24 protein-coding genes are annotated in these 24,570 nt (G+C 52.8%); 12 read left to right on the top strand and 12 right to left on the bottom strand.

Annotation, left to right across the window (positions count from 1 at the left end; genetic code table 11):
• The first annotated feature begins 27 nt into the window (after nucleotides 1–27).
• The 6 genes from ACJHWR_RS08625 to ACJHWR_RS08600 are packed head-to-tail and all read left to right on the top strand — an operon-like array spanning nucleotide 28 to nucleotide 6,069.
• Complete coding sequence (locus ACJHWR_RS08625) at nucleotides 28–1,191, top strand: YhfX family PLP-dependent enzyme (RefSeq protein WP_000497318.1); 1,164 nt, start codon at nucleotides 28–30, stop codon at nucleotides 1,189–1,191.
• Nucleotides 1,191–2,417, top strand: a complete 1,227-nt coding sequence (locus ACJHWR_RS08620) for a phosphopentomutase (RefSeq protein ID WP_000090603.1) — start codon at nucleotides 1,191–1,193, stop codon at nucleotides 2,415–2,417. Before ACJHWR_RS08625 ends, ACJHWR_RS08620 begins: the two co-directional genes overlap by 1 nt.
• Complete coding sequence (locus tag ACJHWR_RS08615; RefSeq protein ID WP_000006986.1) at nucleotides 2,414–3,292, top strand: phosphotriesterase-related protein; 879 nt, start codon at nucleotides 2,414–2,416, stop codon at nucleotides 3,290–3,292. The genes ACJHWR_RS08620 and ACJHWR_RS08615 overlap by 4 nt, the downstream gene beginning before the upstream one ends.
• A 10-nt stretch (nucleotides 3,293–3,302) precedes the next feature.
• A complete protein-coding gene (locus tag ACJHWR_RS08610; RefSeq protein ID WP_000719728.1) occupies nucleotides 3,303–3,656 on the top strand; it encodes a DUF2620 domain-containing protein in 354 nt (117 codons plus the stop codon).
• 11 nt (nucleotides 3,657–3,667) lie between these two features.
• The gene (locus tag ACJHWR_RS08605; RefSeq protein ID WP_000366865.1) at nucleotides 3,668–4,972 is read left to right on the top strand and encodes a YhfT family protein; all 1,305 of its coding nucleotides are present in this window, start codon (nucleotides 3,668–3,670) and stop codon (nucleotides 4,970–4,972) included.
• An 11-nt stretch (nucleotides 4,973–4,983) separates the two neighbouring features.
• Nucleotides 4,984–6,069, top strand: a complete 1,086-nt coding sequence (locus ACJHWR_RS08600; RefSeq protein ID WP_000847169.1) for an aminotransferase class I/II-fold pyridoxal phosphate-dependent enzyme — start codon at nucleotides 4,984–4,986, stop codon at nucleotides 6,067–6,069.
• Nucleotides 6,070–6,175: 106 nt separating this feature from the next.
• On the opposite strand, the gene ACJHWR_RS08595 is transcribed toward ACJHWR_RS08600, so the two are convergent.
• From ACJHWR_RS08595 to tsgA, 6 genes are all read right to left on the bottom strand, one after another.
• On the bottom strand, nucleotides 6,176–6,343 hold the full coding sequence (locus tag ACJHWR_RS08595; protein WP_001031834.1) for a YhfL family protein: 168 nt from the start codon (nucleotides 6,341–6,343) through the stop codon (nucleotides 6,176–6,178).
• 250 nt (nucleotides 6,344–6,593) lie between these two features.
• Nucleotides 6,594–7,967, bottom strand: a complete 1,374-nt coding sequence (cysG, locus tag ACJHWR_RS08590) for a siroheme synthase CysG (RefSeq protein ID WP_000349855.1) — start codon at nucleotides 7,965–7,967, stop codon at nucleotides 6,594–6,596.
• An 18-nt stretch (nucleotides 7,968–7,985) separates the two neighbouring features.
• The gene (nirC, locus tag ACJHWR_RS08585) at nucleotides 7,986–8,792 is read right to left on the bottom strand and encodes a nitrite transporter NirC (RefSeq protein WP_000493563.1); all 807 of its coding nucleotides are present in this window, start codon (nucleotides 8,790–8,792) and stop codon (nucleotides 7,986–7,988) included.
• Between the two features lie 124 nt (nucleotides 8,793–8,916).
• The gene (gene nirD, locus ACJHWR_RS08580; RefSeq protein WP_000084762.1) at nucleotides 8,917–9,243 is read right to left on the bottom strand and encodes a nitrite reductase small subunit NirD; all 327 of its coding nucleotides are present in this window, start codon (nucleotides 9,241–9,243) and stop codon (nucleotides 8,917–8,919) included.
• Complete coding sequence (gene nirB / locus ACJHWR_RS08575) at nucleotides 9,240–11,783, bottom strand: NADPH-nitrite reductase large subunit (protein WP_000049213.1); 2,544 nt, start codon at nucleotides 11,781–11,783, stop codon at nucleotides 9,240–9,242. Before nirB ends, nirD begins: the two co-directional genes overlap by 4 nt.
• 261 nt (nucleotides 11,784–12,044) lie before the next feature.
• Nucleotides 12,045–13,226, bottom strand: a complete 1,182-nt coding sequence (gene tsgA / locus ACJHWR_RS08570) for an MFS transporter TsgA (RefSeq protein ID WP_000185242.1) — start codon at nucleotides 13,224–13,226, stop codon at nucleotides 12,045–12,047.
• A 270-nt stretch (nucleotides 13,227–13,496) separates the two neighbouring features.
• Between tsgA and ppiA the strand changes: the two genes are divergently transcribed.
• The 5 genes from ppiA to argD all read left to right on the top strand — a co-directional run bounded on the left by ppiA (nucleotide 13,497) and on the right by argD (nucleotide 16,837).
• The gene (ppiA, locus tag ACJHWR_RS08565; protein ID WP_000477225.1) at nucleotides 13,497–14,069 is read left to right on the top strand and encodes a peptidylprolyl isomerase A; all 573 of its coding nucleotides are present in this window, start codon (nucleotides 13,497–13,499) and stop codon (nucleotides 14,067–14,069) included.
• Nucleotides 14,070–14,173: 104 nt separating this feature from the next.
• Nucleotides 14,174–14,341, top strand: coding sequence for a YhfG family protein (locus tag ACJHWR_RS08560; RefSeq protein ID WP_000736865.1), 168 nt, complete (start codon nucleotides 14,174–14,176; stop codon nucleotides 14,339–14,341).
• Nucleotides 14,331–14,933, top strand: coding sequence for a putative adenosine monophosphate-protein transferase Fic (locus ACJHWR_RS08555; protein ID WP_001280625.1), 603 nt, complete (start codon nucleotides 14,331–14,333; stop codon nucleotides 14,931–14,933). The genes ACJHWR_RS08560 and ACJHWR_RS08555 overlap by 11 nt, the downstream gene beginning before the upstream one ends.
• Nucleotides 14,934–14,964: 31 nt before the next feature.
• On the top strand, nucleotides 14,965–15,528 hold the full coding sequence (pabA, locus tag ACJHWR_RS08550; RefSeq protein ID WP_000601860.1) for an aminodeoxychorismate synthase component 2: 564 nt from the start codon (nucleotides 14,965–14,967) through the stop codon (nucleotides 15,526–15,528).
• Between the two features lie 85 nt (nucleotides 15,529–15,613).
• Complete coding sequence (gene argD, locus ACJHWR_RS08545; protein WP_000963789.1) at nucleotides 15,614–16,837, top strand: bifunctional acetylornithine/succinyldiaminopimelate transaminase; 1,224 nt, start codon at nucleotides 15,614–15,616, stop codon at nucleotides 16,835–16,837.
• Nucleotides 16,838–16,899: 62 nt separating this feature from the next.
• Here argD and ACJHWR_RS08540 read toward each other — a convergent pair whose 3' ends face one another.
• Together ACJHWR_RS08540 and crp are read right to left on the bottom strand one after the other, a co-directional pair.
• On the bottom strand, nucleotides 16,900–18,990 hold the full coding sequence (locus ACJHWR_RS08540) for a YccS/YhfK family putative transporter (RefSeq protein ID WP_001296470.1): 2,091 nt from the start codon (nucleotides 18,988–18,990) through the stop codon (nucleotides 16,900–16,902).
• A gap of 50 nt (nucleotides 18,991–19,040) precedes the next feature.
• A complete protein-coding gene (gene crp / locus ACJHWR_RS08535) occupies nucleotides 19,041–19,673 on the bottom strand; it encodes a cAMP-activated global transcriptional regulator CRP (protein ID WP_000242755.1) in 633 nt (210 codons plus the stop codon).
• Nucleotides 19,674–19,974: 301 nt separating this feature from the next.
• Here crp and ACJHWR_RS08530 point away from each other — a divergent pair, with 301 nt between their 5' ends.
• Entirely contained in the window at nucleotides 19,975–20,379 is a 405-nt protein-coding gene (locus ACJHWR_RS08530; protein ID WP_001148908.1) for an OsmC family protein, read from the top strand.
• A gap of 54 nt (nucleotides 20,380–20,433) precedes the next feature.
• Here the strand turns inward: ACJHWR_RS08530 and ACJHWR_RS08525 are convergent, their stop codons facing one another.
• The 4 genes from ACJHWR_RS08525 to ACJHWR_RS08510 are packed head-to-tail and all read right to left on the bottom strand — an operon-like array spanning nucleotide 20,434 to nucleotide 24,504.
• A complete protein-coding gene (locus ACJHWR_RS08525; protein WP_001274680.1) occupies nucleotides 20,434–21,303 on the bottom strand; it encodes a phosphoribulokinase in 870 nt (289 codons plus the stop codon).
• 53 nt (nucleotides 21,304–21,356) lie between these two features.
• Complete coding sequence (locus ACJHWR_RS08520; RefSeq protein ID WP_000907085.1) at nucleotides 21,357–21,575, bottom strand: YheU family protein; 219 nt, start codon at nucleotides 21,573–21,575, stop codon at nucleotides 21,357–21,359.
• Nucleotides 21,569–22,591: a hydrolase gene (locus ACJHWR_RS08515; protein ID WP_000057383.1), complete on the bottom strand. Its 1,023-nt coding sequence runs from the start codon at nucleotides 22,589–22,591 to the stop codon at nucleotides 21,569–21,571. The genes ACJHWR_RS08520 and ACJHWR_RS08515 overlap by 7 nt, the downstream gene beginning before the upstream one ends.
• On the bottom strand, nucleotides 22,591–24,504 hold the full coding sequence (locus ACJHWR_RS08510; protein WP_000634832.1) for an ABC transporter ATP-binding protein: 1,914 nt from the start codon (nucleotides 24,502–24,504) through the stop codon (nucleotides 22,591–22,593). Before ACJHWR_RS08510 ends, ACJHWR_RS08515 begins: the two co-directional genes overlap by 1 nt.
• Nucleotides 24,505–24,570: the final 66 nt, after the last annotated feature.

The raw sequence follows: 24,570 nt of genomic DNA, 5'->3' as shown, positions 1-24,570 counted from the left end.
TTCAAGGAACAGAAACGAGGCAACAAGATGTTTGTAGAAGCATTGAAACGCCAGAACCCGGCGCTAATTTCCGCCGCACTAAGTTTGTGGCAAAAGGGCAAGATCGCCCCGGACAGCTGGGTGATCGACGTGGATCAGATACTGGAAAACGGTAAGCGGCTGATTGAGACGGCGCGGCTTTACGGCATTGAACTGTATCTGATGACCAAGCAGTTTGGTCGTAATCCGTGGCTGGCGGAAAAATTGCTGGCATTAGGCTACAGCGGCATTGTGGCGGTGGATTACAAAGAGGCGCGAGTCATGCGCCGCGCTGGTTTGCCGGTGGCGCATCAGGGGCATCTGGTACAAATCCCTTGTCATCTGGTTTCTGACGCCGTTGAACAGGGAACTGATGTCATCACCGTGTTTACTCTCGACAAAGCGCGGGAAGTTTCTGCGGCAGCGTTGAAGACCGGACGTGTGCAGTCTGTGCTACTCAAAGTTTATAGCGACGATGATTTTCTTTATCCGGGCCAGGAGAGCGGTTTTGCCCTCCAGGTGTTGCCGGAGATTGTCGCCGAAATCCAGAATCTGCCGGGGTTACATTTGGCGGGACTTACCCATTTCCCTTGCCTGCTTTGGGATGAAGCTGTCGGGAAAGTTTTGCCGACACCGAATCTTCACACGCTGGTACAAGCACGGGATCAACTGGCGAAATCTGGTATTGCGATTGAGCAACTGAACGCGCCTTCAGCGACCAGCTGCACTTCGCTGCCATTGCTGGCGGAATACGGTGTGACTCATGCCGAACCCGGTCATGCGCTGACGGGCACTATTCCGGCAAACCAGCAGGGCGATCAGCCTGAACGTATCGCGATGCTCTGGTTAAGTGAAATCTCCCATCATTTCCGTGGCGACAGCTACTGCTACGGCGGCGGTTACTACCGTCGTGGTCACGCGCAACATGCGCTGGTGTTTACGCCAGAAAATCAAAAGATTACTGAAACCAATCTCAAAACTGTGGATGACAGCAGTATCGACTACACCCTGCCGCTGGCAGGCGAGTTTCCGGTAAGCAGTGCAGTAGTGCTCTGTTTTCGCACGCAGATTTTTGTCACCCGTAGCGATGTGGTGTTGCTGTCCGGTATTCACCGTGGCGAACCGGAAATCGTCGGTCGTTATGACAGTCTTGGAAACTCTCTGGGGGCGTAATGGCGCGATTTGTGGTGTTAGTGATTGATAGCTTTGGCGTAGGCGCAATGAAAGATGTCACGCTGGTGCGTCCACAGGATGCCGGGGCGAATACTTGTGGTCACATCCTGAGCCAGCTGCCGCATTTGCAGCTACCAACGCTGGAGAAGTTGGGGCTAATCAACGCATTGGGTTATGCGCCAGGTGATATGCAGCCGTCAGACTCCGCAACCTGGGGTGTGGCAGAGCTGCAACATGAAGGTGGCGATACCTTTATGGGGCATCAGGAAATTTTAGGCACGCGCCCGTTACCACCGCTGCGGATGCCTTTTCGCGATGTGATTGACCGTGTTGAGCAGGCATTAGTTTCCGCCGCTTGGCAGGTGGAGCGCCGTGGCGAAGAGTTGCAATTTCTGTGGGTCAATCAGGCGGTTGCGATTGGCGATAATCTCGAGGCGGATTTAGGCCAGGTCTATAACATCACCGCCAATCTCTCTGTGGTCTCTTTTGACGACGCAATCAAAATTGGTCGTATCGTGCGTGAGCAGGTACCGGTCGGGCGGGTCATTACATTTGGCGGCCTGTTAACCGACAGTCAACGCATTCTCGATGCCGCAGAAAGCAAAGAAGGGCGCTTTATTGGCATCAACGCGCCGCGTTCTGGCGCTTATGACAACGGTTTCCAGGTCGTGCATATGGGCTATGGCGTCGATGAAAAAGTGCAGGTACCACAAAAACTGTATGAAGCAGGCGTGCCAACCGTGCTGGTGGGTAAGGTGGCAGATATCGTCAACAATCCTTATGGCGTGAGCTGGCAAAACCTGGTGGATAGCCAGCGGATTATGGATATCACCCTCGACGAATTTATCACCCATCAGACAGCGTTTATTTGCACCAACATTCAGGAAACCGACCTCGCTGGTCACGCAGAAGACGTCGCACGTTATGCTGAACGTTTGCAGGTCGTTGACCGTAATCTTGCTCTCCTGGTTGAGACGATGCAGCCAGATGATTGCCTGGTCGTGATGGCGGATCACGGTAACGATCCGACAATCGGTCACAGCCACCATACCCGCGAAGTCGTGCCGGTGCTGGTTTATCAGCAAGGCCTGGCTGCCACGCAGCTTGGTGTTCGCACCACGCTCTCCGATGTGGGCGCTACCGTGTGTGAATTCTTCCGTGCGCCACCGCCACAAAATGGTCGCTCTTTTCTTTCCTCCCTCCGGTTTGCAGGAGACACCCTATGAGTTTTGATCCGACGGGTTACACCCTGGCCCATGAGCATCTGCATATTGATCTTTCCGGCTTTAAAAACAACGTGGACTGCCGCCTTGATCAGTATGCGTTCATTTGCCAGGAGATGAACGACCTGATGGCCCGGGGCGTGCGTAATGTGATTGAAATGACCAACCGTTACATGGGGCGCAATGCGCAATTTATGCTCGATGTAATGCGTGAAACCGGGATCAACGTGGTGGCCTGTACCGGTTATTACCAGGACGCGTTTTTCCCGGAACATGTGGCGACCCGCAGCGTGCAGGAACTGGCGCAGGAGATGGTCGATGAAATTGAGCAGGGTATCGATGGCACTGACCTGAAAGCCGGAATTATCGCGGAGATCGGCTCCAGCGAAGGGAAGATTACGTCGCTAGAAGAGAAGGTGTTTATTGCCGCCGCGCTGGCGCATAACCAGACCGGACGCCCGATCTCCACGCATACGTCGTTCAGCACGATGGGGCTGGAGCAACTGGCTCTGTTGCAAGCCCACGGAGTTGATCTTTCGCGCGTCACCGTCGGCCACTGCGATCTGAAAGACAATCTCGACAACATTTTGAAGATGATCGATCTCGGCGCGTATGTGCAGTTCGACACCATCGGCAAGAACAGTTACTACCCGGACGAAAAGCGGATTGCGATGCTCCATGCGCTACGTGACCGTGGGTTGCTGAACCGCGTCATGCTGTCGATGGATATTACGCGGCGCTCTCATTTAAAAGCCAACGGTGGTTATGGCTATGACTTTTTATTGACCACCTTTATTCCGCAATTGCGCCAGTCAGGATTCAGTCAGGCCGATGTGGATGTGATGTTACGTGAAAATCCCTCTCAATTTTTCCAATAAGGACAGACTCATGAAAAAGATTGGTGTTGCAGGCTTACAGCGTGAGCAGATTAAAAAAACCATTGAAGCGACGGCTCCTGGCTGTTTTGAAGTTTTCATTCATAACGACATGGAAGCGGCGATGAAAGTGAAATCCGGGCAACTGGATTACTACATCGGCGCGTGTAATACCGGTGCGGGCGCGGCATTGTCGATTGCCATCGCGGTGATTGGCTATAACAAAAGTTGCACCATTGCCAAACCAGGCATTAAAGCGAAAGACGAGCATATCGCCAAAATGATCGCTGAAGGAAAAGTGGCGTTTGGCCTTTCCGTTGAGCACGTCGAACACGCGATTCCGATGCTGATTAACCATCTGAAATAAAAGGCACGACTATGGATCTGTATATTCAGATTATCGTGGTGGCGTGCCTGACGGGTATGACATCGCTTCTGGCGCATCGCTCGGCAGCCGTTTTTCATGACGGTATCCGCCCGATCCTGCCGCAACTGATTGAAGGCTATATGAACCGTCGCGAGGCGGGGAGTATCGCTTTTGGTCTGAGCATTGGTTTTGTGGCCTCGGTGGGGATCTCTTTTACCCTGAAAACCGGGCTGCTCAACGCATGGTTACTCTTTCTTCCTACCGATATCCTCGGCGTACTGGCGATAAACAGCCTGATGGCGTTTGGTCTTGGCGCTATCTGGGGCGTGTTGATCCTTACTTGCCTGTTGCCGGTAAACCAGCTGCTGACCGCGCTACCGGTGGATGTATTAGGTAGCCTCGGGGAATTAAGCTCGCCGGTGGTTTCAGCTTTTGCACTCTTCCCGCTGGTGGCGATTTTCTACCAGTTTGGCTGGAAGCAAAGTCTGATCGCCGCCGTGGTGGTACTGATGACCCGCGTGGTCGTCGTGCGCTATTTCCCACATCTTAACCCTGAATCCATCGAAATCTTTATTGGTATGGTGATGCTGCTGGGGATCGCGATAACTCACGACCTGCGTCATCGTGATGAAAATGACATTGATGCCAGCGGGCTTTCGGTGTTTGAAGAACGCACGTCACGGATTATCAAAAACTTACCGTATATCGCCATCGTGGGAGCATTGATTGCCGCCGTTGCCAGCATGAAGATTTTCGCCGGTAGTGAAGTGTCGATCTTCACTCTGGAGAAAGCGTACTCCGCAGGCGTAACGCCGGAACAATCGCAAACACTAATCAACCAGGCAGCTCTGGCGGAATTTATGCGCGGGCTGGGTTTTGTGCCGATGATTGCCACCACCGCGCTAGCCACCGGCGTGTATGCAGTTGCGGGCTTTACCTTTGTTTATGCGGTGGGCTATCTCTCGCCGAATCCGATGGTTGCAGCGGTATTAGGCGCAGTGGTTATTTCGGCGGAAGTCCTGCTGCTTCGTTCGATCGGCAAATGGCTGGGGCGCTACCCGTCGGTGCGTAATGCGTCGGATAACATCCGTAACGCCATGAATATGCTGATGGAAGTGGCGTTGCTGGTCGGTTCGATCTTTGCAGCAATCAAAATGGCGGGCTATACCGGATTCTCTATCGCAGTTGCCATTTACTTCCTCAACGAATCCCTGGGCCGTCCGGTACAGAAAATGGCGGCACCGGTCGTGGCAGTAATGATCACCGGTATTCTGCTGAATGTTCTTTACTGGCTTGGCCTGTTCGTTCCGGCTTAAGGAAGGCACCTATGAAGACGTTTCCTCTGCAAAGCCTGACGCTTATTGAGGCGCAGCAAAAGCAGTTTGCGCTGGTGGATAGCATTTGTCGCCATTTTCCCGGCAGCGAGTTTCTTGCTGGCGGTGATTTAGGCTTAACGCCGGGGCTGAATCAACCGCGCATTACCCAGCGAGTGGAACAGGTGCTGGCTGATGCATTTCACGCACAGGCTGCAGCGCTGGTACAGGGCGCGGGTACTGGCGCGATCCGTGCGGCGTTGGCGGCTTTGCTCAAACCGGGGCAGCGTCTTCTGGTGCATGACGCGCCTGTTTACCCGACGACTCAGGTCATTATTGAGCAGATGGGGCTGACGCTTATTACTGCTAATTTCAATGACCTGTCGGCACTTAAGCAGGTCGTCGACGAGCAACAACCGGATGCGGCGCTGGTGCAGCATACGCGCCAGCAGCCGCAGGACGGCTACATTCTGGCAGATGTGCTGGCAACGTTGCGCTCGGCAGGTGTTCCAGCCTTAACCGATGATAACTATGCGGTGATGAAGGTGGCGCGCATTGGCTGTGAATGCGGGGCGAATGTCTCGACATTTTCCTGCTTCAAGCTATTTGGGCCAGAGGGTGTTGGCGCGGTGGTAGGCGATGCCGATGTTATTAGCCGGATTCGCGCCACGCTCTATTCCGGCGGCAGCCAGGTTCAGGGCGCGCAGGCGCTGGAAGTCTTGCGTGGTCTGGTGCTCGCGCCAGTGATGCACGCGGTGCAGGCGGGGGTATCTGAACGGTTGCTGGCTTTGCTTAACGGCGGCGCGGTGGCGGAAGTGAAAAGCGCCGTCATTGCCAATGCACAGTCGAAGGTATTGATTGTGGAGTTTCATCAGCCGATTGCCGCCAGAGTGCTGGAAGAGGCGCAGAAACTCGGTGCCTTGCCTTACCCGGTTGGTGCAGAGTCGAAATATGAAATCCCGCCGCTCTTTTATCGACTTTCCGGAACGTTTCGCCAGGCGAATCCGCAGTTAGAACATTGCGCGATTCGCATTAACCCAAATCGCAGCGGTGAAGAGACGGTATTGCGGATTTTGCGCGAGAGTATTGCCGACGTTTAATTCTGGGAACGATGTTTTTCGAAGAGTATGGAGAAAAAATACGCCCTCGGAAAATCTCGAGGGCGTCAGGCAATTAAATCAGCATCTGCCAATTTCTGTCAGAGACTTACTGTGCAGTAGGACCGCAACCGCCAATGATTTTAGAAATAGAAATAGCTGGGTGCAGCAGGTAGTCGTAAGAGCAGTTCTTATCACGGTTTTCAATATGACCAGTACATGCAGTTAACGTAGCCAGTACCGCACCTACCAGTGCAACTTTAATAAATTTGTTCATTTACATTCCCTATGTATTATATATTGATTAATATTCATTGATTATATGAATATAAGCAGACTGCTCATTAAGAATGATACAGGAATATTTAATTGGCGTCAGTGAACGAATGACTTAATTTTGTAAGTCGCTGTAACGGTGAATATAACCCATTAGCAGATAATATTTATTAAGGGGGGTATTTTTATCTGCTGAATATATAAAGAGAGTTGTAAACGAAAAAGGCCAGAATTCTCTGGCCCTGGTTAAATTAATGGTTAGAGAACCAGTTCAATTTATCGCGCAGGCCAACAACCCGACCAATAATAATTAGCGATGGACTGTTCATTTGCTGCGCCAGTTCGCCCAGCTGCGTGAGCGTACCGTCAATCACGCGCTGCGTGACTGCCGTTCCGTTTTCGACAATTGCCACCGGCATTTCGCCAGGCATACCGTGTTCAATCAGCTTTTGCTGAATAGTCGCGGCCTGATTCAACCCCATATAGAACACCAGCGTCTGTTTTTCTGCCGCCAGGTTTTCCCAGTCCAGTTCGCCACCGGTTTTTAAGTGTCCGGTAATTAAGCGTACGCTCTGGGCATAATCGCGATGCGTGAGCGGAATACCCGAATAGGCAGAGCAACCAGAAGCTGCGGTAATACCCGGAACCACCGAGAACGGAATGCCTGCATTGCACAGTGTTTCCAGCTCTTCGCCACCACGGCCAAAAATAAACGGATCGCCGCCTTTCAGTCGCACCACGCGTTTGCCTTTTTGCGCTTCCCGCAGCAGGATCTGGTTAATCTCTTCCTGCGGTACGCAGTGGTATCCCGCGCGTTTGCCGACGAAAACGCGATCAGCATCGCGGCGTACCAGATTCATAATATCGTCAGAAACCAGACGGTCGTAGACCACCACATCTGCCTGCTGAATTTGTTGCAGTCCTTTCAGTGTCAGCAGCCCGGCATCGCCCGGACCTGCGCCAACCAGCACCACTTCACCGCGATGGTCGAGCGGTTCGTTGATTAATTGTTCGGTCGTTTCAGTAATGGCTTTCTGATCGTTGTTTGCCAGCGACTGCGCCAGACGGTCATTAACGAACAGTTTTTCCCAGAAACGGCGACGTTCACCCATTGTGGCGAACTGTTGTTTCACTCGACCGCGTAATTGCCCGGCGTATTTCGCTACCTGGCCCAGATGCAACGGCAGCAGTGATTCAAGTTTTTCACGCAACAGGCGTGCCAGAACCGGAGAGGTGCCGCCAGAGGAGACCGCGACCATGAGCGGTGAGCGGTCAATAATTGACGGCATAATAAAGCTGGCGGCTTTCGGCGCATCGACCACGTTACAGAAGATGCGACGAGCTTCAGCGGCTTCACTGACGCGCTGGTTAAGCGCGTCATCATCTGTCGCTGCAATCGCCAGCCAGCAGGTGTCGAGAAGGCTTTCATCAAATGGCCCTTCGACGAGGGTTAACATGCCTGCATCTGCCCATGCGGTGAACTGTGGAATAAACGCTAATGCATTCACCGTTAAGCGAGCGCCTGCGTCTAACAGCAACCTTGCTTTGCGTTCCGCGACATCACCACCGCCGACAATCAGACAGTCGCGATCGCGTAATTGGCAAAATATAGGCAAATGATCCACGTAAAAACCCCTTAGTAATTAACCGGCAGCTGTTTCAGTTTGATTAAATTTGTCCGCAACCGGACGATTCGCTTTCGGCGTAGCATACCAATAACCCAATCCCATGAATACGGCACCTGATAAAGTATTACCCAGCGTCACCCACAGCAGGTTATGACCAATACCCGCCAGCGTGTAGGCTTCGCTGTGGTTGCCAAACCAGGAGAGGGCGAACAGCGTCATGTTCGCGATGGAGTGCTCGTAGCCGGACGCGATAAATGCCAGCAGACACCACCAGATAGCGATAAATTTCGCCGCCCCTTCAGTGCGCAGCGCCATCCAGATAGCCAGGCAAACCAGCCAGTTACACAATGCACCTTTGAAGAACAGTACCATTGCCGGTGCAGTGGTTTTAGCCAGCGCGACGGAGTGAACGATGCTGGTATCTACCGGCAGCAGGCTACCGCCGCCCCAGCTATAGAGCATGGCAACAAAGACGGAACCAACCAGGTTACCCAGCCAGGTTTGCGGCAGGATTGCCCACATTTGCCCGTGGCTGATAGTGCCCGCTTTCACTCCAAAGGTGAGGAACATGGTGTGTCCGGTGAACAGTTCAGAACCAGCAATAATGACCAGCGTTAAGGCGATACCAAAGGTCGCGCCCATCACCAGAGGACGTACGGACGGGTCGAGCAAATTACCGAGCGTGAAAATCAGGATGATCCCAAGACCCACATACGCCCCCGCCATTGCGGAGCTGACCCAGAAGCCGAGCGGGTTATTTGCCGACAGGCGTGCAATGCGCGCAGCGTTAGCCGCACACTTATTAATAGTGTCTGTAAACATTTGATTATCCTTTAAAAAATAAAAACAAAAAATAAAACAAAAAGTTTAAAAAATGTCCTGCAATATACCAAGGTTATTACAGGACCATGCAAAAAGGGGAGGCATTGTGCCTCCCGTTAAAACATTAACCGCGTAGCTGCACCACGCCGTCTTTCACTCGCGCGTCGTAATGCTTGACGGAAAACTGTTCGTCTTCCATGCACAAGCCGTCGCTTAAGCGAAAACGCTGTTTTTTCAGCGGGCTGGCGACCCACAGCTCGCCCTGGTGTTCCGCAATCAGCCCGCGTGACAGCACGCTGGACTCGAAGAACGGGTCGATGTTGCTGATCGCAAACACCTGGTCGCTGTGATACGGGCGGAAAATTGCTACCTGCTCGTCACCTAACAGCGCGCAGACGCCGGTTTCAGGCAGGATGTCATCGATTTTGCAGATGTCTTTCCACTGGCTCATGCGTTGTCCTCCACCAGAGTTACCGGGATACGTTCATACGGCGTTGCCGGACGGTGCTGTTCGCGCTCTGGCACCATCTGCACGTTCGGGTCACGCTTGTCGCTGTTGATGAAGTGTTTGAAGCGAGTCTGCGCGGACGGTGTATTGACCGTTTCAGTCCACTCACACACTACCGCTTCACGCAGGCGCGCCATCTCTTCTTCCAGATGTGCGTTCAGCCCCAGTTTGTCGTCAATGATCACCGCTTTCAGGTAATCGATGCCACCTTCGAGGTTTTCTAACCACGGCGCGGTACGCGTCAGTTTGTCGGCAGTACGGATGTAGAACATCATGAAGCGGTCAAGATATTTAATCAGCGTTTCGCGATCGATATCCGCTGCCAGCAGATCCGCATGACGCGGTTTCATGCCGCCGTTACCGCAAACATACAGGTTCCAGCCTTTTTCGGTGGCGATGATACCCACGTCTTTACCCTGAGCTTCTGAACATTCACGGGTACAGCCAGAGACACCGAACTTCATTTTGTGCGGCGTACGGATGCCTTTGTAGCGGTTTTCCAGTTCCACGCCGAGGCCGACGCTGTCGCCAACGCCGTAGCGGCACCAGGTGCTACCCACGCAGGTTTTCGCCATACGCAGTGCTTTCGCATAGGCATGACCGGTTTCGAAGCCGGCTTCAATCAGCTGACGCCAGATTTCCGGCAGATCGTCTTTCTGTGCGCCAAACATCGCCAGGCGCTGAGAGCCGGTGATTTTGGTGTAGAGATTAAATTCACGCGCGATACGACCTACTGCCATCAGCCCTTCCGGGGTGATTTCACCGCCCGGAGAACGCGGGATCACCGAGTAGGTGCCGTCTTTCTGGATGTTAGCGAGGAAGTTGTCGTTTGAATCCTGCAGCGGAGTATGTTCCGGCTTCAGAATGTATTCGTTCCAGCAGGAGGCCAGCAGCGAACCGACGGTCGGTTTACAAACTTCACAACCGTAGCCTTTGCCGTGTTTCGCCAGCAGTTCTTCGAAGGTTTTAATGCCTTCAACGCGGATCAAATGGAACAGTTCCTGACGCGAATAAGCAAAGTGTTCGCACAGGTTGTTGTTAACTTCGATGCCCTGTTTCGCCAGTTCCGCGTTCAGTACCTGAGTGACCAGCGGGATACAGCCACCGCAGCCAGTACCCGCTTTGGTTTCAGCTTTCAGCGCCGCAACGGTGTGGCAGCCTTTGTTGATAGCTGCAATCAGATCGCCTTTGGTGACGTCGAAGCAGGAGCAGATTTGCGCGCTGTCCGGCAGTTTATCAACACCGATAGACGGCTTACCGCTACCTGAGTGCGCCGGCAGAATCAGAGAATCCGGGTTTTCCGGCAGTTCGATAGCGTTCAGCACCAGTTGCAGCAGGTTGCCGTAGTCGCTGGTATCGCCCACCAGTACCGCACCGAGCAGGGTTTTGTTGTCTTCGCTGACAATCAGGCGTTTGTAGATCTCTTTGCTTTCGTCGAGGTAAACGTAGCTACGTGCGCCAGGCGTGCGACCATGCGCATCACCAATACCGCCTACGTCTACGCCCAGCAGTTTCAGCTTAGCGCTAAGGTCAGCACCTTCAAAGGCGTTTTCGCTACCAAGAATATGGTCAACGGCGACCTGCGCCATTTTGTAGCCTGGTGCTACCAGACCAAATACACGGTTGTTCCAGCTTGCGCATTCACCGATGGCGTAGATATCCGGATCGGAAGTCTGGCAGGAATCATTGATGACAATACCCCCACGCGGAGCAACGTCCAGACCACACTGGGTTGCCAGCTTATCGCGCGGACGGATACCGGTTGAGAAGACGATAAAGTCGACTTCCAGCTCGCTACCGTCGGCAAAACGCATGGTTTTACGCGCTTCGACACCTTCCTGCACAATCTCAAGGGTGTTTTTGCTGGTGTGAACGCGCACGCCCATACTTTCGATTTTGCGACGCAGCTGCTCGCCACCCATCTGATCAAGCTGTTCCGCCATCAGCATAGGGGCAAATTCGATAACGTGGGTTTCAATACCTAAGTTTTTCAGCGCGCCAGCGGCTTCCAGACCTAACAGGCCGCCACCAACAACGGCACCGCGTTTGCTGCGACGGGCACAGGATTCAATGGCGTTGAGGTCTTCAATGGTGCGATAGACAAAGCAGTCCTGAGTATCAGAACCTTTGATTGGCGGGATCCACGGGTAGGAACCGGTTGCCATGATCAGCTTGTCATAAAAAACGGTACGTCCGGCGCTGGAGTGAATCACCTTCTCCTGACGGTTGATGGTGATAGCGCGTTCACCGACCAGAACTTTGATGCCGTGTTTCTCGTAGAAGCCTTCGCGCACCAGCGACAGCTCTTCGGCGGTGTGGTGAGAGAAGTAAGACGAGAGGTGTACGCGGTCATAAGCGATGCGCGGTTCTTCACAGAAAACGGTAATATCAAAGTTGGCCGCATCAGATTTATCAAGAAGATCTTCGATAAAGCGATGGCCGACCATACCGTTACCGATAATTGCGAGTCTGACTTTGCTCATTTTTGCCTCGATTTCTTTTCTATTACCGCCTACCTTAACGATTCAGCAACCCCGCTTATTGATGTAAATCAAATTCACCTTTATATACTCCTTAAGGGGTATATTGCTGATTTGTATAAATTTTCTTAAGTCACGGAATTGTCTGACATTTCATGTTTGTACAAAAAACAGACAAATTGAGCGGGTTTATAGAAATAGATGTACGTAGCGCGGTAAGAGAGGAAAAGGCCGGACGACGATAGTGCCGCCCGGCATGAGCAATTAATGAGAGGTCAGGGTGTTATGCTGACGGTGACGGCTGACGAAACCTAACAGGAAGCACATCACAAAGACGACAGCGTACAGACCGTTTGCCGTCAGCAGCGCCGCCTGCGGACCGCTATGTTCAACAATCGGGCCGGTAACCACAAAGGTCAACATAGTACCGATGGTCCCGCAGGTCAGGACAAAGTTAACCAGTTTTGGCGACGGTACTTTGGTCTGCTGTGAACCCAAAGTGATGATGGTGGTATAGATCGCGCTGGAGAAGAAGCCCAGGGCGAGAATTGACCACGCCATATGTGCCGGTGTTCCGGTGTTAAAGACGTACATCAGAATCGCAGCCAGACCAGCCAGTACGGTCAGAATGCGTTGCAAATCAAAGAAGCGAAGAATAAAGCTGAACGCCCACATGCCGACCATGTATGACATCCAGAAGTTACTCACCAGCGTGCCCGCGTCGTTCAGGCTCATGCCCAGGCCTTTGGCATACTCAGGCACCCAGGAGATAAAACCTAACTGACCGAGGATGTAGCACAGTGCCGCAATGGAGAGAAACAGCACGCCGATCCCCCATTTTTCTTTCGCTACCGGAGCGTCCGTTTTTGGCGCATGTTTACCCAGCGCCGGGAACTCACAGCCGAAGGTCAGAATAAAGATAGCGACGTACACCAGCCCGATGCAGGCATAAACCCAGTACCACTCAATGCTGCGCGCCAGCAGAAACGCGGCGATCATTGGGAAAATCATCCCGGCCATACTGAAGAAGGAGTCGGTAAATAACAGGCGTGAACCGCGCTGACGTCCTTCATACATTTGTGTTACCAGGAATGTACCAATCGACATGGTGATGCCGCTGACCACCCCGAGAATGAACATCGCCGCCGAGAACAGTGCCAGGCTGTGGCTGAACATCAAACCGGCAACCGCCAGCACCATCAGGAGAAAGCCAAAACGTAACTGCGTTTTCAACGGGACGATTTCCATCAGCCAGGCGTTGAGGAAGATAGAGATTAAAATGCCGGCGTTGAGGAAGGTGAAGGTATTACTCATACTGGAAACAGGCAGATTGAAATAATCGGCGATATTTCCCATCACCATCCCGGTGACAATAACCAACGCACCGGTCAGTGCGTAGGAGAGAAAGCTAATCCATGTGAGCTTGATGCGATTGCTGTTAGTCATGATTGGCCTGCGTTCAAAAATAAAATGGCATAGCGGGATATGCCGCGAGCGGGCGATTTTAGGTGATTTTGTGATCTGTTTAAATGTTTTATTGCAATCGGTTGCTAAATTGCATTTTAAGAGGTGATTTTGATCACAGAATAAAAAGTGATCGTCAGGTTACATATATTTCAGATACGTAAAATTAGGTAAAGGGATGGCCTTGTTCTTGAAGGCTATTTAGAATCTCTTCACTTGCTTTTTTTCTGCTCTGTTTGTTAAGGAAATCTCATGTTCAAATCGACCCTGGCGGCGATGGCTGCTGTTTTCGCTCTTTCTGCTCTTTCTCCCGCAGCAATGGCAGCGAAAGGGGACCCGCACGTATTGTTGACAACCTCAGCTGGTAACATCGAACTGGAGCTGGATAAACAAAAAGCGCCAGTGTCTGTGCAAAACTTTGTCGATTATGTGAACAGTGGTTTTTATAACAACACGACCTTTCACCGCGTCATTCCTGGCTTTATGATTCAGGGCGGCGGTTTCACCGAGCAGATGCAGCAGAAAAAACCAAACCCGCCAATCAAAAATGAAGCAGATAACGGCCTGCGCAACACGCGTGGCACCATCGCGATGGCGCGTACCGCTGACAAAGACAGCGCCACCAGCCAGTTCTTTATCAACGTTGCCGATAACGCCTTCCTTGACCACGGTCAGCGTGATTTCGGTTACGCGGTATTTGGTAAAGTGGTGAAAGGCATGGACGTTGCCGATAAGATTTCCCAGGTGCCGACTCATGACGTTGGTCCGTACCAGAATGTGCCGTCAAAACCGGTAGTTATCCTTTCCGCTAAAGTGCTGCCGTAATGATTTCTCGCGCGGGCAATCTTGCCCGCGCTTCTGCTCTCCCGGCGTAACCCGGATTTGCCGCTTATACTTGTGGCAAATGGACACGTTCAGGGAGGCATCAAGTGAAGAAACTCACCGATAAGCAAAAGTCCCGTCTCTGGGAGCTTCAGCGTAATCGTAATTTCCAGGCCAGTCGCCGTCTTGAAGGCGTCGAGATGCCTTTAGTCACTCTTACTGCCACAGAGGCTTTAGCGCGCCTTGAAGCGCTGAGGAGGCACTATGAGCGATAAATTCGGCGAAGGGCGCGATCCGTATCTTTATCCTGGCCTTGATATCATGCGTAACCGGCTGAACATCCACCAGCAGCAGCGGCTGGAACAGGCCGCTTACGAAATGACGGCGCTGCGTGCTGCGACCATTGAGCTTGGTCCGCTGGTGCGCGGTTTACCGCATTTGCGCACTATCCATCGCCAGCTGTATCAGGATATTTTCGACTGGGCGGGGCAACTGCGTGAAGTTGATATTTATCAGGGCGATACGCCGTTCTGCCACTTTGCTTATATCGAAAAAGAGGGCAATGCCCTGATGCAGGATCTGGAGGAAGAAGGTTATCTGGTTGGCCTGGAGAAAGCGAAGTTCGTCGAGCGGCTGGCGCATTACTATTGTGAAATCAACGTGCTGCATCCCTTCCGGGTGGGAAGTGGTCTGGCACAGCGGATCTTCTTCGAGCAACTGGCGATTCATGCCGGATATCAACTGAGCTGGCAGGGTATCGAAAAAGAGGCCTGGAATCAGGCAAATCAGAGTGGGGCAATGGGGGATCTCACCGCGCTGCAGACGATATTTAGCAAAGTGGTAAGCGAAGCCGGGGAATCTGAGTAAAATAGCGCGGTTCTTTCGTACCGGAGCCGCCATGATCCTGCTTATAGATAACTACGATTCTTTTACCTGGAACCTCTACCAGTACTTTTGTGAACTGGGGGCGGATGTGCTGGTTAAGCGCAACGATGCGTTGACGCTGGCGGATATCGACGCCCTTAAACCACAAAAAATTGTCATCTCACCCGGCCCCTGTACGCCAGATGAAGCCGGGATCTCCCTTGACGTTATTCGCCACTATGCCGGGCGCTTGCCGATTCTTGGCGTCTGCCTCGGTCATCAGGCAATGGCGCAGGCATTTGGCGGTAAAGTTGTGCGCACCGCAAAGGTCATGCACGGCAAAACCTCGCCGATAACACATAACGGTGAGGGCGTATTTCGGGGGCTGGCAAATCCACTTACCGTGACACGCTACCATTCGCTGGTGGTGGAACCTGACTCATTACCAGCGTGCTTTGACGTGACGGCCTGGAGCGAAACCCGCGAGATTATGGGGATTCGCCATCGCCAGTGGGATCTGGAAGGTGTGCAGTTCCATCCAGAAAGTATTCTTAGCGAACAAGGACATCAACTGCTGGCTAATTTCCTGCATCGCTGATTTCTGATTGCTATTAAGTGATTTTTTATGCATATTTTGTGATTATAATTTCACATTGATTTATGCGTAAGAGGGTGATCATGAGATGGCAATTGAACAAACAGCAATTACACGCGCGACTTTCGATGAAGTGATCCTGCCGATTTATGCTCCGGCAGAGTTTATTCCGGTAAAAGGTCAGGGCAGCCGAATCTGGGATCAGCAAGGCAAGGAGTATGTCGATTTCGCGGGTGGCATTGCAGTTACGGCGTTGGGCCATTGCCATCCTGCGCTGGTGAACGCGTTAAAAACCCAGGGCGAAACTCTGTGGCATATCAGTAACGTTTTCACCAATGAGCCGGCGCTGCGTCTTGGCCGTAAACTGATTGAGGCAACGTTTGCCGAACGCGTGGTGTTTATGAACTCCGGCACGGAAGCTAACGAAACTGCCTTTAAACTGGCACGCCATTACGCCTGTGTGCGTCATAGCCCGTTCAAAACCAAAATTATCGCCTTCCATAACGCTTTTCATGGTCGCTCGCTGTTTACCGTCTCGGTGGGCGGGCAACCAAAATATTCCGATGGCTTTGGGCCAAAACCGGCAGACATCATCCACGTTCCCTTTAACGATCTCCACGCAGTGAAAGCGGTGATGGATGATCACACCTGTGCGGTGGTGGTTGAGCCGATCCAGGGCGAGGGCGGCGTGACGGCAGCGACGCCAGAGTTTTTGCAGGGCTTGCGCGAGCTGTGCGATCAACATCAGGCATTATTGGTATTTGATGAAGTGCAGTGCGGGATGGGGCGGACCGGCGATTTGTTTGCTTACATGCACTACGGCGTGACGCCGGATATTCTGACCTCTGCGAAAGCGTTAGGCGGCGGCTTCCCGATTAGCGCCATGCTGACCACGGCGGAAATTGCTTCTGCATTTCATCCTGGTTCTCACGGTTCCACCTACGGCGGTAATCCTCTGGCCTGTGCAGTAGCGGGGGCGGCGTTTGATATCATCAATACCCCTGAAGTGCTGGAAGGCATTCAGGCGAAACGTCAGCGTTTTGTTGACCATTTGCAGAAGATCGATCAGCAGTACGATGTGTTTAGCGATATTCGCGGTATGGGGCTATTGATTGGCGCAGAGCTGAAACCACAGTACAAAGGTCAGGCGCGTGATTTCCTGTATGCGGGTGCAGAGGAAGGCGTAATGGTGCTGAATGCCGGGCCTGATGTGATGCGTTTTGCGCCGTCGCTGGTGGTGGAAGATGCGGATATCGATGAAGGGATGCATCGTTTCGCCCACGCGGTGGCGAAGGTGATTGGGGGTAAATAAGACGCATCAGGCAAAAGATGTCGGATGCGGCGTGAACGCTGTATCCGATGGTTTAGCCTGCATTACGCCTTCGAATCCCGCAACTTGCGACTCAGCCAAATCCCGTGATGCGGTCGCTGACGCCATGCCATCGACGAAATGGTGTGCATGGTGTTCAGATGACCAATAACCCGCTGTAAATGCTGCTCCAGCGTACCTGCCGCGCCTTCGTGCGGCTGCATCTCCGGCGCATCCATGATATTGGCATCGCCAGAACTACCCGGTTCGTCATACTCCAGTCGCTGCTGACAACGCTGAATGGCGATTTCACAAGACTGTAAATATTCTTGCGCCAGTTCAGGTGGCAATGCCCGGTGTTCCCGTGCCAGCGTGGTCATGGCATTGATATGTTCAACTATAAACTGACTGTGCGTTACCCACAGTTTCATATCTGCCAGATAATGGCTGTTGAATGCCGGTTCCTGCATCGCCTGATTCAATGAGTTATACAGAGTGTTATGCGCCTGATTCACCCGCATTCGCTGCCAGGCCAGTGGCGTTGGTTGCGGGTCCTCGCTCAGAATCAAGCGAATCGCGTCCTGATAGGCTTCTAAAGCGTCATGGGCGTTCTTACGCAATAACCCGCTCTGCCACTGCGGCCACAGCCAGACAGTACCGCCGAAAGCAATTAAACAACCAATAATGGTATCGATAAGACGCGGAAGGATGTACTGCTCACCGTTCAGCCACAACAGTTGCAGGGTATACACTGCGGTAATGGTAAAACCGACCGTCGCCCAGCCGTAGTTTTTGCGCAATATCAGGTAGCTGGCAAGGGTGGTAATCAGCATCAAGGTCAGGGTGTAACCTTCGGGAATTTTAAAGTGCAGCGCCACGCCCGCAATGATTAACCCGACCACGGTTCCCACGGAGCGATTCACAATCCTCAGACGGGTTGCGCCATAGCCATTTTGCGTCACCAGCAATACCGTCATCAGGATCCAGTACGACTTCGGCAGATGCAGCGCGGTGCCCATCAGGCTGGCAACGCTTAACATCACACTGAGTCGTCCGGCATTGCGTAGCGCCGGAGACTTTAGTGACAAATAACTTTTCAGCGCCGGAAGTAACGGCATTCGCCGCTGTTTATCGGCCAGTAAGTCACGGGCATAGAGCGGTTTTTGGGTGCGCAGCACGCGGGCAATGCGGCTGAAATGCCAGTAGCAGAATTGCCCAACCGGATTATCCGGGTGTTGGCGGGCGATTTTTTCCAGTGCGCCAATTTGCTTTTCCATCGTAAAACGCGTCGGCAGGCGATGGTAAAGAATGTCATCAGCCAGCACGCGCAGGCGAGCGGCGACGGTTTGCGCATTCCAGCGGATAACTTCTTCCGCATGGCTACGCTCGACCAGCTTTTGCACCTCTTCCGGCTGATGCAAACTGACCGAAATATGTTCCTGCAAATCCAGCGCCTCCTGGAAAATACGCAGCATCCGCTTGTAATCGGTATTATTTTGCGCGGAAAGCATATGCATTTGCTGATAGCACTGGGTAATTAAATCGACCGCTTTTTGCTGGCGCACCAGCAGCGGCGGCAGCGCTTTTTCAGGGTCGGTGTGCTGGGTAAGCAGGCTGTATTTGGCTTCACAGTAATCTGCCAGTTCACGGTACAGCAGACTTAGTGACTCGCGTAGCGGTTGTTCGCGCCAGATCCAGAACCAAAACCAGTTAAACAATCCGTACCACAAAGTGCCCAGCGCATAGATGAGCAACGGTTCCCAGACCGGCATGTATCCCGCCAGACTGAGGGTAAAAATGGCGGCGAGCAGCGATGCGGGAAGCAATTTTGCGTGCAATGGCCCCAGCTCAGCAGTGACGCCAAGTACCAGCGTTAATCCGGTCAGCAAAAAGGGCAGGGGAACATCTTTTGCCAGTAGCACCTGTGTCAGCAAGCTACAGGTGGCAAACAGCGACGCACCAATGATTAAGCGTTTGAAAAAACGTTTATGAGGCGTATCAAGGCCCGCAATATTGCAACAGGCAGGAACGAGGGAGAAGAGCAGACCGAATCGTAATTCGCCAAGCATTAACCCAACGGCCACGGGCAAACATAGCACCAGCGTTTGTCGCAGTGCATAGTTAATATCGGGGTGATAAATCAGTCTGCGCCACATCGGGGGAAACAAAATGGCGCGCTACCAGGTAACGCGCCACTCCGACGGGATTAACGAGTGCCGTAAACGACGATGGTTTTACCGTGTGCGGAGATCAGGTTCTGATCTTCCAGCATCTTCAGAATGCGTCCCACGGTTTCACGAGAACAGCCGACAATCTGACCGATTTCCTGACGGGTAATTTTGATTTGCATACCGTCCGGGTGAGTCATAGCATCCGGTTGTTTTGCCAGATTCAGCAGAGTCTGTGCAATGCGGCCCGTCACGTCGAGGAACGCCAGGTTGCCCACTTTCTCTGAAGTGACTTGCAGACGACGCGCCATCTGTGCAGACAGACGCATCAGAATGTCCGGGTTTACCTGAATCAATTGGCGAAATTTTTTGTACGAAATTTCAGCCACTTCACAGGCGGTTTTCGCACGTACCCATGCGCTACGTTCCTGGCCCTCTTCAAACAGGCCCAGTTCGCCAATAAAATCACCCTGATTCAGATAGGAGAGGATCATTTCTTTACCCTCTTCGTCTTTGATCAGCACTGCCACAGAGCCTTTAACGATGTAGTACAGCGTTTCCGCTTTTTCACCCTGGTGAATAAGCGTGCTCTTGGATGGGTACTTATGAATGTGGCAATGAGACAAGAACCATTCGAGAGTCGGGTCTGTTTGCGGTTTGCCAAGCACCATGCGCGGTTATCCTCTGTTATAAGCTTTCTCCAGAGCCAGATAACGCCGCTGTCTCTGGATTGCCGAAATATGCTTCCCGCTACCTGGGAAGGGGCTATCAACTGTACTGCACGGTAATGTGACGTCCTTTGCATACATGCAGTACATCAATGTATTACTGTAGCATCCTGACTGTTTTAGCATAGCTTTCGCTTTGTGTCTCCTGGTGTCTCGCTTCAGCATGACCCAGGTCGCCTTCCGTTGCGCGATTTGGTTAGTACGCGTACTCTGTCAGGAAAATTGACGCAGTGGAGTAGCAAAAATGCAAGCGCGAGTGAAGTGGGTCGAAGGGTTAACTTTTCTGGGCGAATCCGCCTCTGGTCACCAGATTTTAATGGACGGCAACTCAGGCGATAAAGCACCAAGTCCGATGGAAATGGTGTTGATGGCGGCGGGGGGTTGCAGTGCCATCGATGTGGTTTCTATCCTGCAAAAAGGGCGTCAGGATGTGGTCGATTGTGAAGTAAAATTGACCTCTGAACGCCGCGAAGAGGCACCACGCCTGTTTACGCACATTAATCTGCATTTTATCGTCACCGGTCGCGACCTGAAAGACGCAGCGGTTGCGCGTGCGGTTGATCTCTCTGCTGAGAAATATTGTTCAGTGGCGTTGATGCTGGAAAAAGCGGTGAATATTACTCACTCGTATGAAGTGGTTGCCGCGTGATTTAACTATCCCGTTGTGAAGCCGGATAGTATTTTATCCGGCGTAATAGCAGAGTTACTCGATTTTCTTTCCTTCCATCAATCGTTGCACCAGCGGCAGCATAATTAATTCCATTGCCAGACCCATTTTGCCGCCGGGCACCACTAACGTATTGATGTGGGAAATGAATGAGCCCTGCAACATCGCCAGCAGCCAGGGGAAATCGATCCCTTCCAGATTACGAAAATGGATCACCACAAAGCTTTCATCCAGCGACGGGATACCTTTTGCCGCGAACGGGTTTGAGGTGTCGACGGTGGGAACGCGCTGGAAGTTAAGATGGGTGCGGGAAAACTGCGGTGTGATGTAGTTGATATAGTCTTCCATTGAGCGCACTACTGAGTCCATCACTGCTTCTCGTGAGTGCCCGCGCTCGCTGGTGTCGCGGATCAATTTTTGAATCCACTCAAGGTTAACGATAGGCACCACGCCGACCAGTAAATCCACATGCTGCGCAACGTTATGCTGTGGCGTGACGACGCCGCCGTGTAAACCTTCATAAAACAGTACATCAGTGGGTTCCGGTAAAGGTTGCCATGGGGTGAATGTCCCCGGTACCTGATTCCACGGTACGGCTTCGTCGTAGGTATGCAGATATTTGCGAGATTTCCCTTTGCCGCTCTGACCGTATTCAATGAAGGTTTGTTCCAGCAGGCCGAAGTCGTTCGCTTCGGGGCCGAAGTAGCTGATATGCCGCCCGGCGTCGCGCGCTTTGCGGATCGCCATGTCCATTTCCGGGCGGGTGTAACGGTGAAAACTGTCACCTTCCACCTCGGCTGCATGCAGATTTAACTGCGCGAATATTTTACGAAACGCGAGGCTGGTGGTGGTGGTCCCCGCGCCGCTGGATCCTGTTACCGCAATGACCGGATGTTTGGCAGACATAGTAACTCCATGACTTAGCTATCATTATTATCTCGTCCGCCGACGGTTGCAGGTTATTCGCGAAACTGACTGCGCGGCATGATATTGACCGTTTCGTGCAGCTCCGACCATACCAGCACCGCTTCTCCGCACTGTAGCTGGCGTTTGACGTCGGCGACTTTCTGTTCAAGTGTACGCTCATGTTCACCATAATCGGTGCCTTCACGTAACACAAAGCTTTCAATTAAATTTTCCAGCGTTTCGGGGGAGAGGTCTTGCCACGGAATCAACATGATTTCGCCTCCAGATACGTTGTTAACCAGTCAGGAATGCGTGACTCCAGCCACATTTGCGGATGAAGTAACGTACCGCCAATAAAGCCAACATGACCGCCATGTTCAGTCAGTTGATACTCCACCTGCGGGGGGAGACTTTCCGGTTTCGGGATCACCTGATGATCCATAAACGGATCGTCTTTGGCGTGAATAATCAGCGTCGGTTTGGCGATCTGGTTCAGCATCGGCATGGCGCTACACTGACGATAATAGTCGATAGCGTCAGCGTAGCCGTGAATTCTGGCGGTGATCAGATCGTCAAATTCACGGATGCGACGTACCGATTTTAACTGTGCGAGATTAATCGGCAGCGTACCGGGATAGGCTGCCAGTTTGCGCGCAGCATTGGCTTTTAACAGGTTCAGCAAGTAACGCTGATAAACGCGGGAAAAGCCCTTTTCCATATGATAACTACAGGCTTCCAGCATAAATGGCGCGGAGACAATTACCGCTGCATCAATCGGGAGGTTATTACCTTCTTTTGCCAGCAAACAGGCGAGCATATTACCGCCGAGCGAATAGCCGACGGCAGCCGTTGGCGCATGTCCAAATTCGCGCTGCAGCCAGCGTAAAAACCAGCTGGCGTCTTCGGTTTCGCCCGAATGGTAAATGCGGTGCATACGGTTTGGTTCACCGCTGCATCCGCGAAAATGCATCACCACGCCCAGCCAGCCGCGTTTTTGCGCCGCCTCGACCAGACCGTGGGCGTAAGGGCTATTGAGGCTGCCCTCCAGCCCGTGAAACACCACTAAACGCGGTTTATGGTTCGCCTGGGCAGGGTCTTCACTCCATGCGAGATCGACAAAATCGCCGTCGGGCAACTCCAGCCGCTGCCAGTACGGGGTGAATTTCACCTTGCGACGAAACAGACGCGGCAGCATGGTTTGCAGATGACAATTGCTAAAGCCGCGCATAGGGGTGAATTCAGCACTGCTGCTGAATTCATTGGCATCGGTCGTCGTTATCTGCGCCATCAGTTGCTTTGGCCTTCCAGCAGCATCTGCTCAAGCTGCTCCTGGGCTTCCAGCCACGCCATTTCGCACTCTTCCAGGCCGGATTTGGCGCTGGCTTGCTGTTGCAGGCAGGCGGTCAACTCCGCTTTACGGCTCTGATCATACAGTTCGCTGTCGCCGAGTTTCTCTTCCGCCTGCGCCAGTTGCGCGTTCAGCTTCTCCATCTCTTTTTCCAGACGGGCAATCTCTTTACGCAGTGGCTGGGTTTGCGCACGCAGCTCCGCTTCCCGACGCTTCTGATCTTTACGTGCCTGGGCGCTGTTCGCGTTCTCTTTTGGCGCTTCGTCGGTCTGGTTTTCCTGCTTTTGTACGTCGCTCAACCACTGTTGATAATCTTCCAGATCGCCGTCGAACGGTTCGACTTTACGATCGTGAACCAGGTAGAGATCGTCAGTGGTGGAACGCAGCAAATGACGGTCGTGCGAGACGACAACCAGCGCACCTTCGAACTCGATTAATGCTTCGGTGAGTGCCTGACGCATGTCGAGGTCAAGGTGGTTGGTCGGTTCGTCGAGCAGCAGCAGATTCGGACGCTGCCAGACAATTAATGCCAGCACCAGGCGGGCTTTTTCCCCACCGGAGAAGCGGCGTGTTTCTTCGGTTACTTTATCGCCCTGGAAACCAAAGCCGCCGAGGTAGTCACGCAGTTTTTGCTCCAGCTCCTGCGGCGCTAAACGTGCCAGATGTTGAATAGGCGATTCGTCGGCGCGCAGGTATTCCAGTTGATGCTGGGCGAAGTAACCGAGCTTGATCCCTTTTGCCAGACCAATTTCACCGCTGACTGGCGCAAGTTCGCCGGCTAACAGTTTGATTAATGTCGATTTACCCGCGCCGTTGCGGCCTAACAGACCAATGCGCGAGCCGGGGACCAGATTCAGTTTAATCGAGTCGAGAATAATGCGATCACCATAGCCCGCACTGACTTTTTCCATCTTCAGTAACGGATTTGGCAGGCTTTCCGGCGCGCGGAAGCTAAAGCGGAACGGGTTGTCGACGTGTGCGGGGGCAATCAGCTCCATACGCTCGAGCATCTTAATGCGGCTCTGGGCCTGCTTCGCTTTGGTGGCTTTGGCACGGAAACGGTCGATATAACTTTGCAGATGCGCCACGCGTTCCTGCTGGCTTTCATACATCGCCTGTTGCTGCGCCAGACGGGTGGCGCGCTGCACTTCAAATGAGCTGTAGTTACCGGTGTACTCGAACATGCTTTGTTGTTCGATATGAATGATTTTATCGACGATCGGATCGAGGAAGTCGCGGTCGTGAGAGATCAGGATCAGCGTGCCCTGATAGCTCTTCAGCCATTTTTCCAGCCAGATAACGGCATCGAGATCGAGGTGGTTAGTCGGTTCGTCGAGCAGCAGCAAGTCTGAACGGCAAATCAGCGCCTGAGCAAGGTTAAGGCGCATACGCCAGCCACCGGAGAAATCACTTACCGGACGCTCCAGTTGTTCGTTGCTGAAACCGAGGCCGTGCAGCAGGCTGGCGGCGCGGGAGCGAATACTCCATGCGTCGATAGCATCCAGCTTGCCATGAATGGTCGCAATGGCGTGACCGTCGTTACGTTCGTTGGCGTCGTATAGCTGCGCTTCCAGTTGACGATATTCACGGTCGCCGTCAATGACATATTCCAGCGCCGCTTGCGGTAACGCTGGTGTTTCCTGATTCACCCACGCCAGTTGCCAGCTTCCCGGAAAGGTGTAGCTGCCGCCGTCGGCGCTGATTTCATTTTTCAGCAATGCCAGCAGGGTAGATTTACCACAGCCGTTTTTACCCACCAGGCCGACTTTCTGCCCGGGGTTGATGGTGGCGGTGGCATTATCCAGCAGGACGCGCACGCCGCGACGAATTTGTAACGAGGAGAAAACAATCATAAGGCGCCGTATGTTCAGACTATGTTAACTTATCATTATGATAATGTAATGTATGGGCGAGCTGCC

This window comes from Escherichia sp. WS568 (assembly GCF_046486085.1).
Taxonomy (GTDB): Bacteria; Pseudomonadota; Gammaproteobacteria; order Enterobacterales; family Enterobacteriaceae; genus Escherichia; species Escherichia coli.
This window is presented reverse-complemented; position numbering and strand designations above follow the sequence as displayed.

Excerpts from the sequence above, each read along its gene's own strand:
- ACJHWR_RS08525 (WP_001274680.1), bottom strand. The coding sequence starts at position 21,303 with ATGTCTGCCAAACATCCGGTCATTGCGGTAACAGGATCCAGCGGCGCG.
- ACJHWR_RS08605 (WP_000366865.1), top strand. The coding sequence starts at position 3,668 with ATGGATCTGTATATTCAGATTATCGTGGTGGCGTGCCTGACGGGTATG.
- ppiA (WP_000477225.1), top strand. The coding sequence starts at position 13,497 with ATGTTCAAATCGACCCTGGCGGCGATGGCTGCTGTTTTCGCTCTTTCT.
- pabA (WP_000601860.1), top strand. The coding sequence starts at position 14,965 with ATGATCCTGCTTATAGATAACTACGATTCTTTTACCTGGAACCTCTAC.
- nirB (WP_000049213.1), bottom strand. The coding sequence starts at position 11,783 with ATGAGCAAAGTCAGACTCGCAATTATCGGTAACGGTATGGTCGGCCAT.
- ACJHWR_RS08530 (WP_001148908.1), top strand. The coding sequence starts at position 19,975 with ATGCAAGCGCGAGTGAAGTGGGTCGAAGGGTTAACTTTTCTGGGCGAA.
- crp (WP_000242755.1), bottom strand. The coding sequence starts at position 19,673 with ATGGTGCTTGGCAAACCGCAAACAGACCCGACTCTCGAATGGTTCTTG.
- ACJHWR_RS08595 (WP_001031834.1), bottom strand. The coding sequence starts at position 6,343 with ATGAACAAATTTATTAAAGTTGCACTGGTAGGTGCGGTACTGGCTACG.
- ACJHWR_RS08615 (WP_000006986.1), top strand. The coding sequence starts at position 2,414 with ATGAGTTTTGATCCGACGGGTTACACCCTGGCCCATGAGCATCTGCAT.
- tsgA (WP_000185242.1), bottom strand. The coding sequence starts at position 13,226 with ATGACTAACAGCAATCGCATCAAGCTCACATGGATTAGCTTTCTCTCC.
- nirD (WP_000084762.1), bottom strand. The coding sequence starts at position 9,243 with ATGAGCCAGTGGAAAGACATCTGCAAAATCGATGACATCCTGCCTGAA.
- ACJHWR_RS08610 (WP_000719728.1), top strand. The coding sequence starts at position 3,303 with ATGAAAAAGATTGGTGTTGCAGGCTTACAGCGTGAGCAGATTAAAAAA.
- nirC (WP_000493563.1), bottom strand. The coding sequence starts at position 8,792 with ATGTTTACAGACACTATTAATAAGTGTGCGGCTAACGCTGCGCGCATT.
- ACJHWR_RS08520 (WP_000907085.1), bottom strand. The coding sequence starts at position 21,575 with ATGTTGATTCCGTGGCAAGACCTCTCCCCCGAAACGCTGGAAAATTTA.
- ACJHWR_RS08540 (WP_001296470.1), bottom strand. The coding sequence starts at position 18,990 with ATGTGGCGCAGACTGATTTATCACCCCGATATTAACTATGCACTGCGA.
- ACJHWR_RS08600 (WP_000847169.1), top strand. The coding sequence starts at position 4,984 with ATGAAGACGTTTCCTCTGCAAAGCCTGACGCTTATTGAGGCGCAGCAA.
- argD (WP_000963789.1), top strand. The coding sequence starts at position 15,614 with ATGGCAATTGAACAAACAGCAATTACACGCGCGACTTTCGATGAAGTG.
- ACJHWR_RS08625 (WP_000497318.1), top strand. The coding sequence starts at position 28 with ATGTTTGTAGAAGCATTGAAACGCCAGAACCCGGCGCTAATTTCCGCC.
- ACJHWR_RS08510 (WP_000634832.1), bottom strand. The coding sequence starts at position 24,504 with ATGATTGTTTTCTCCTCGTTACAAATTCGTCGCGGCGTGCGCGTCCTG.
- ACJHWR_RS08620 (WP_000090603.1), top strand. The coding sequence starts at position 1,191 with ATGGCGCGATTTGTGGTGTTAGTGATTGATAGCTTTGGCGTAGGCGCA.
- ACJHWR_RS08555 (WP_001280625.1), top strand. The coding sequence starts at position 14,331 with ATGAGCGATAAATTCGGCGAAGGGCGCGATCCGTATCTTTATCCTGGC.
- ACJHWR_RS08515 (WP_000057383.1), bottom strand. The coding sequence starts at position 22,591 with ATGGCGCAGATAACGACGACCGATGCCAATGAATTCAGCAGCAGTGCT.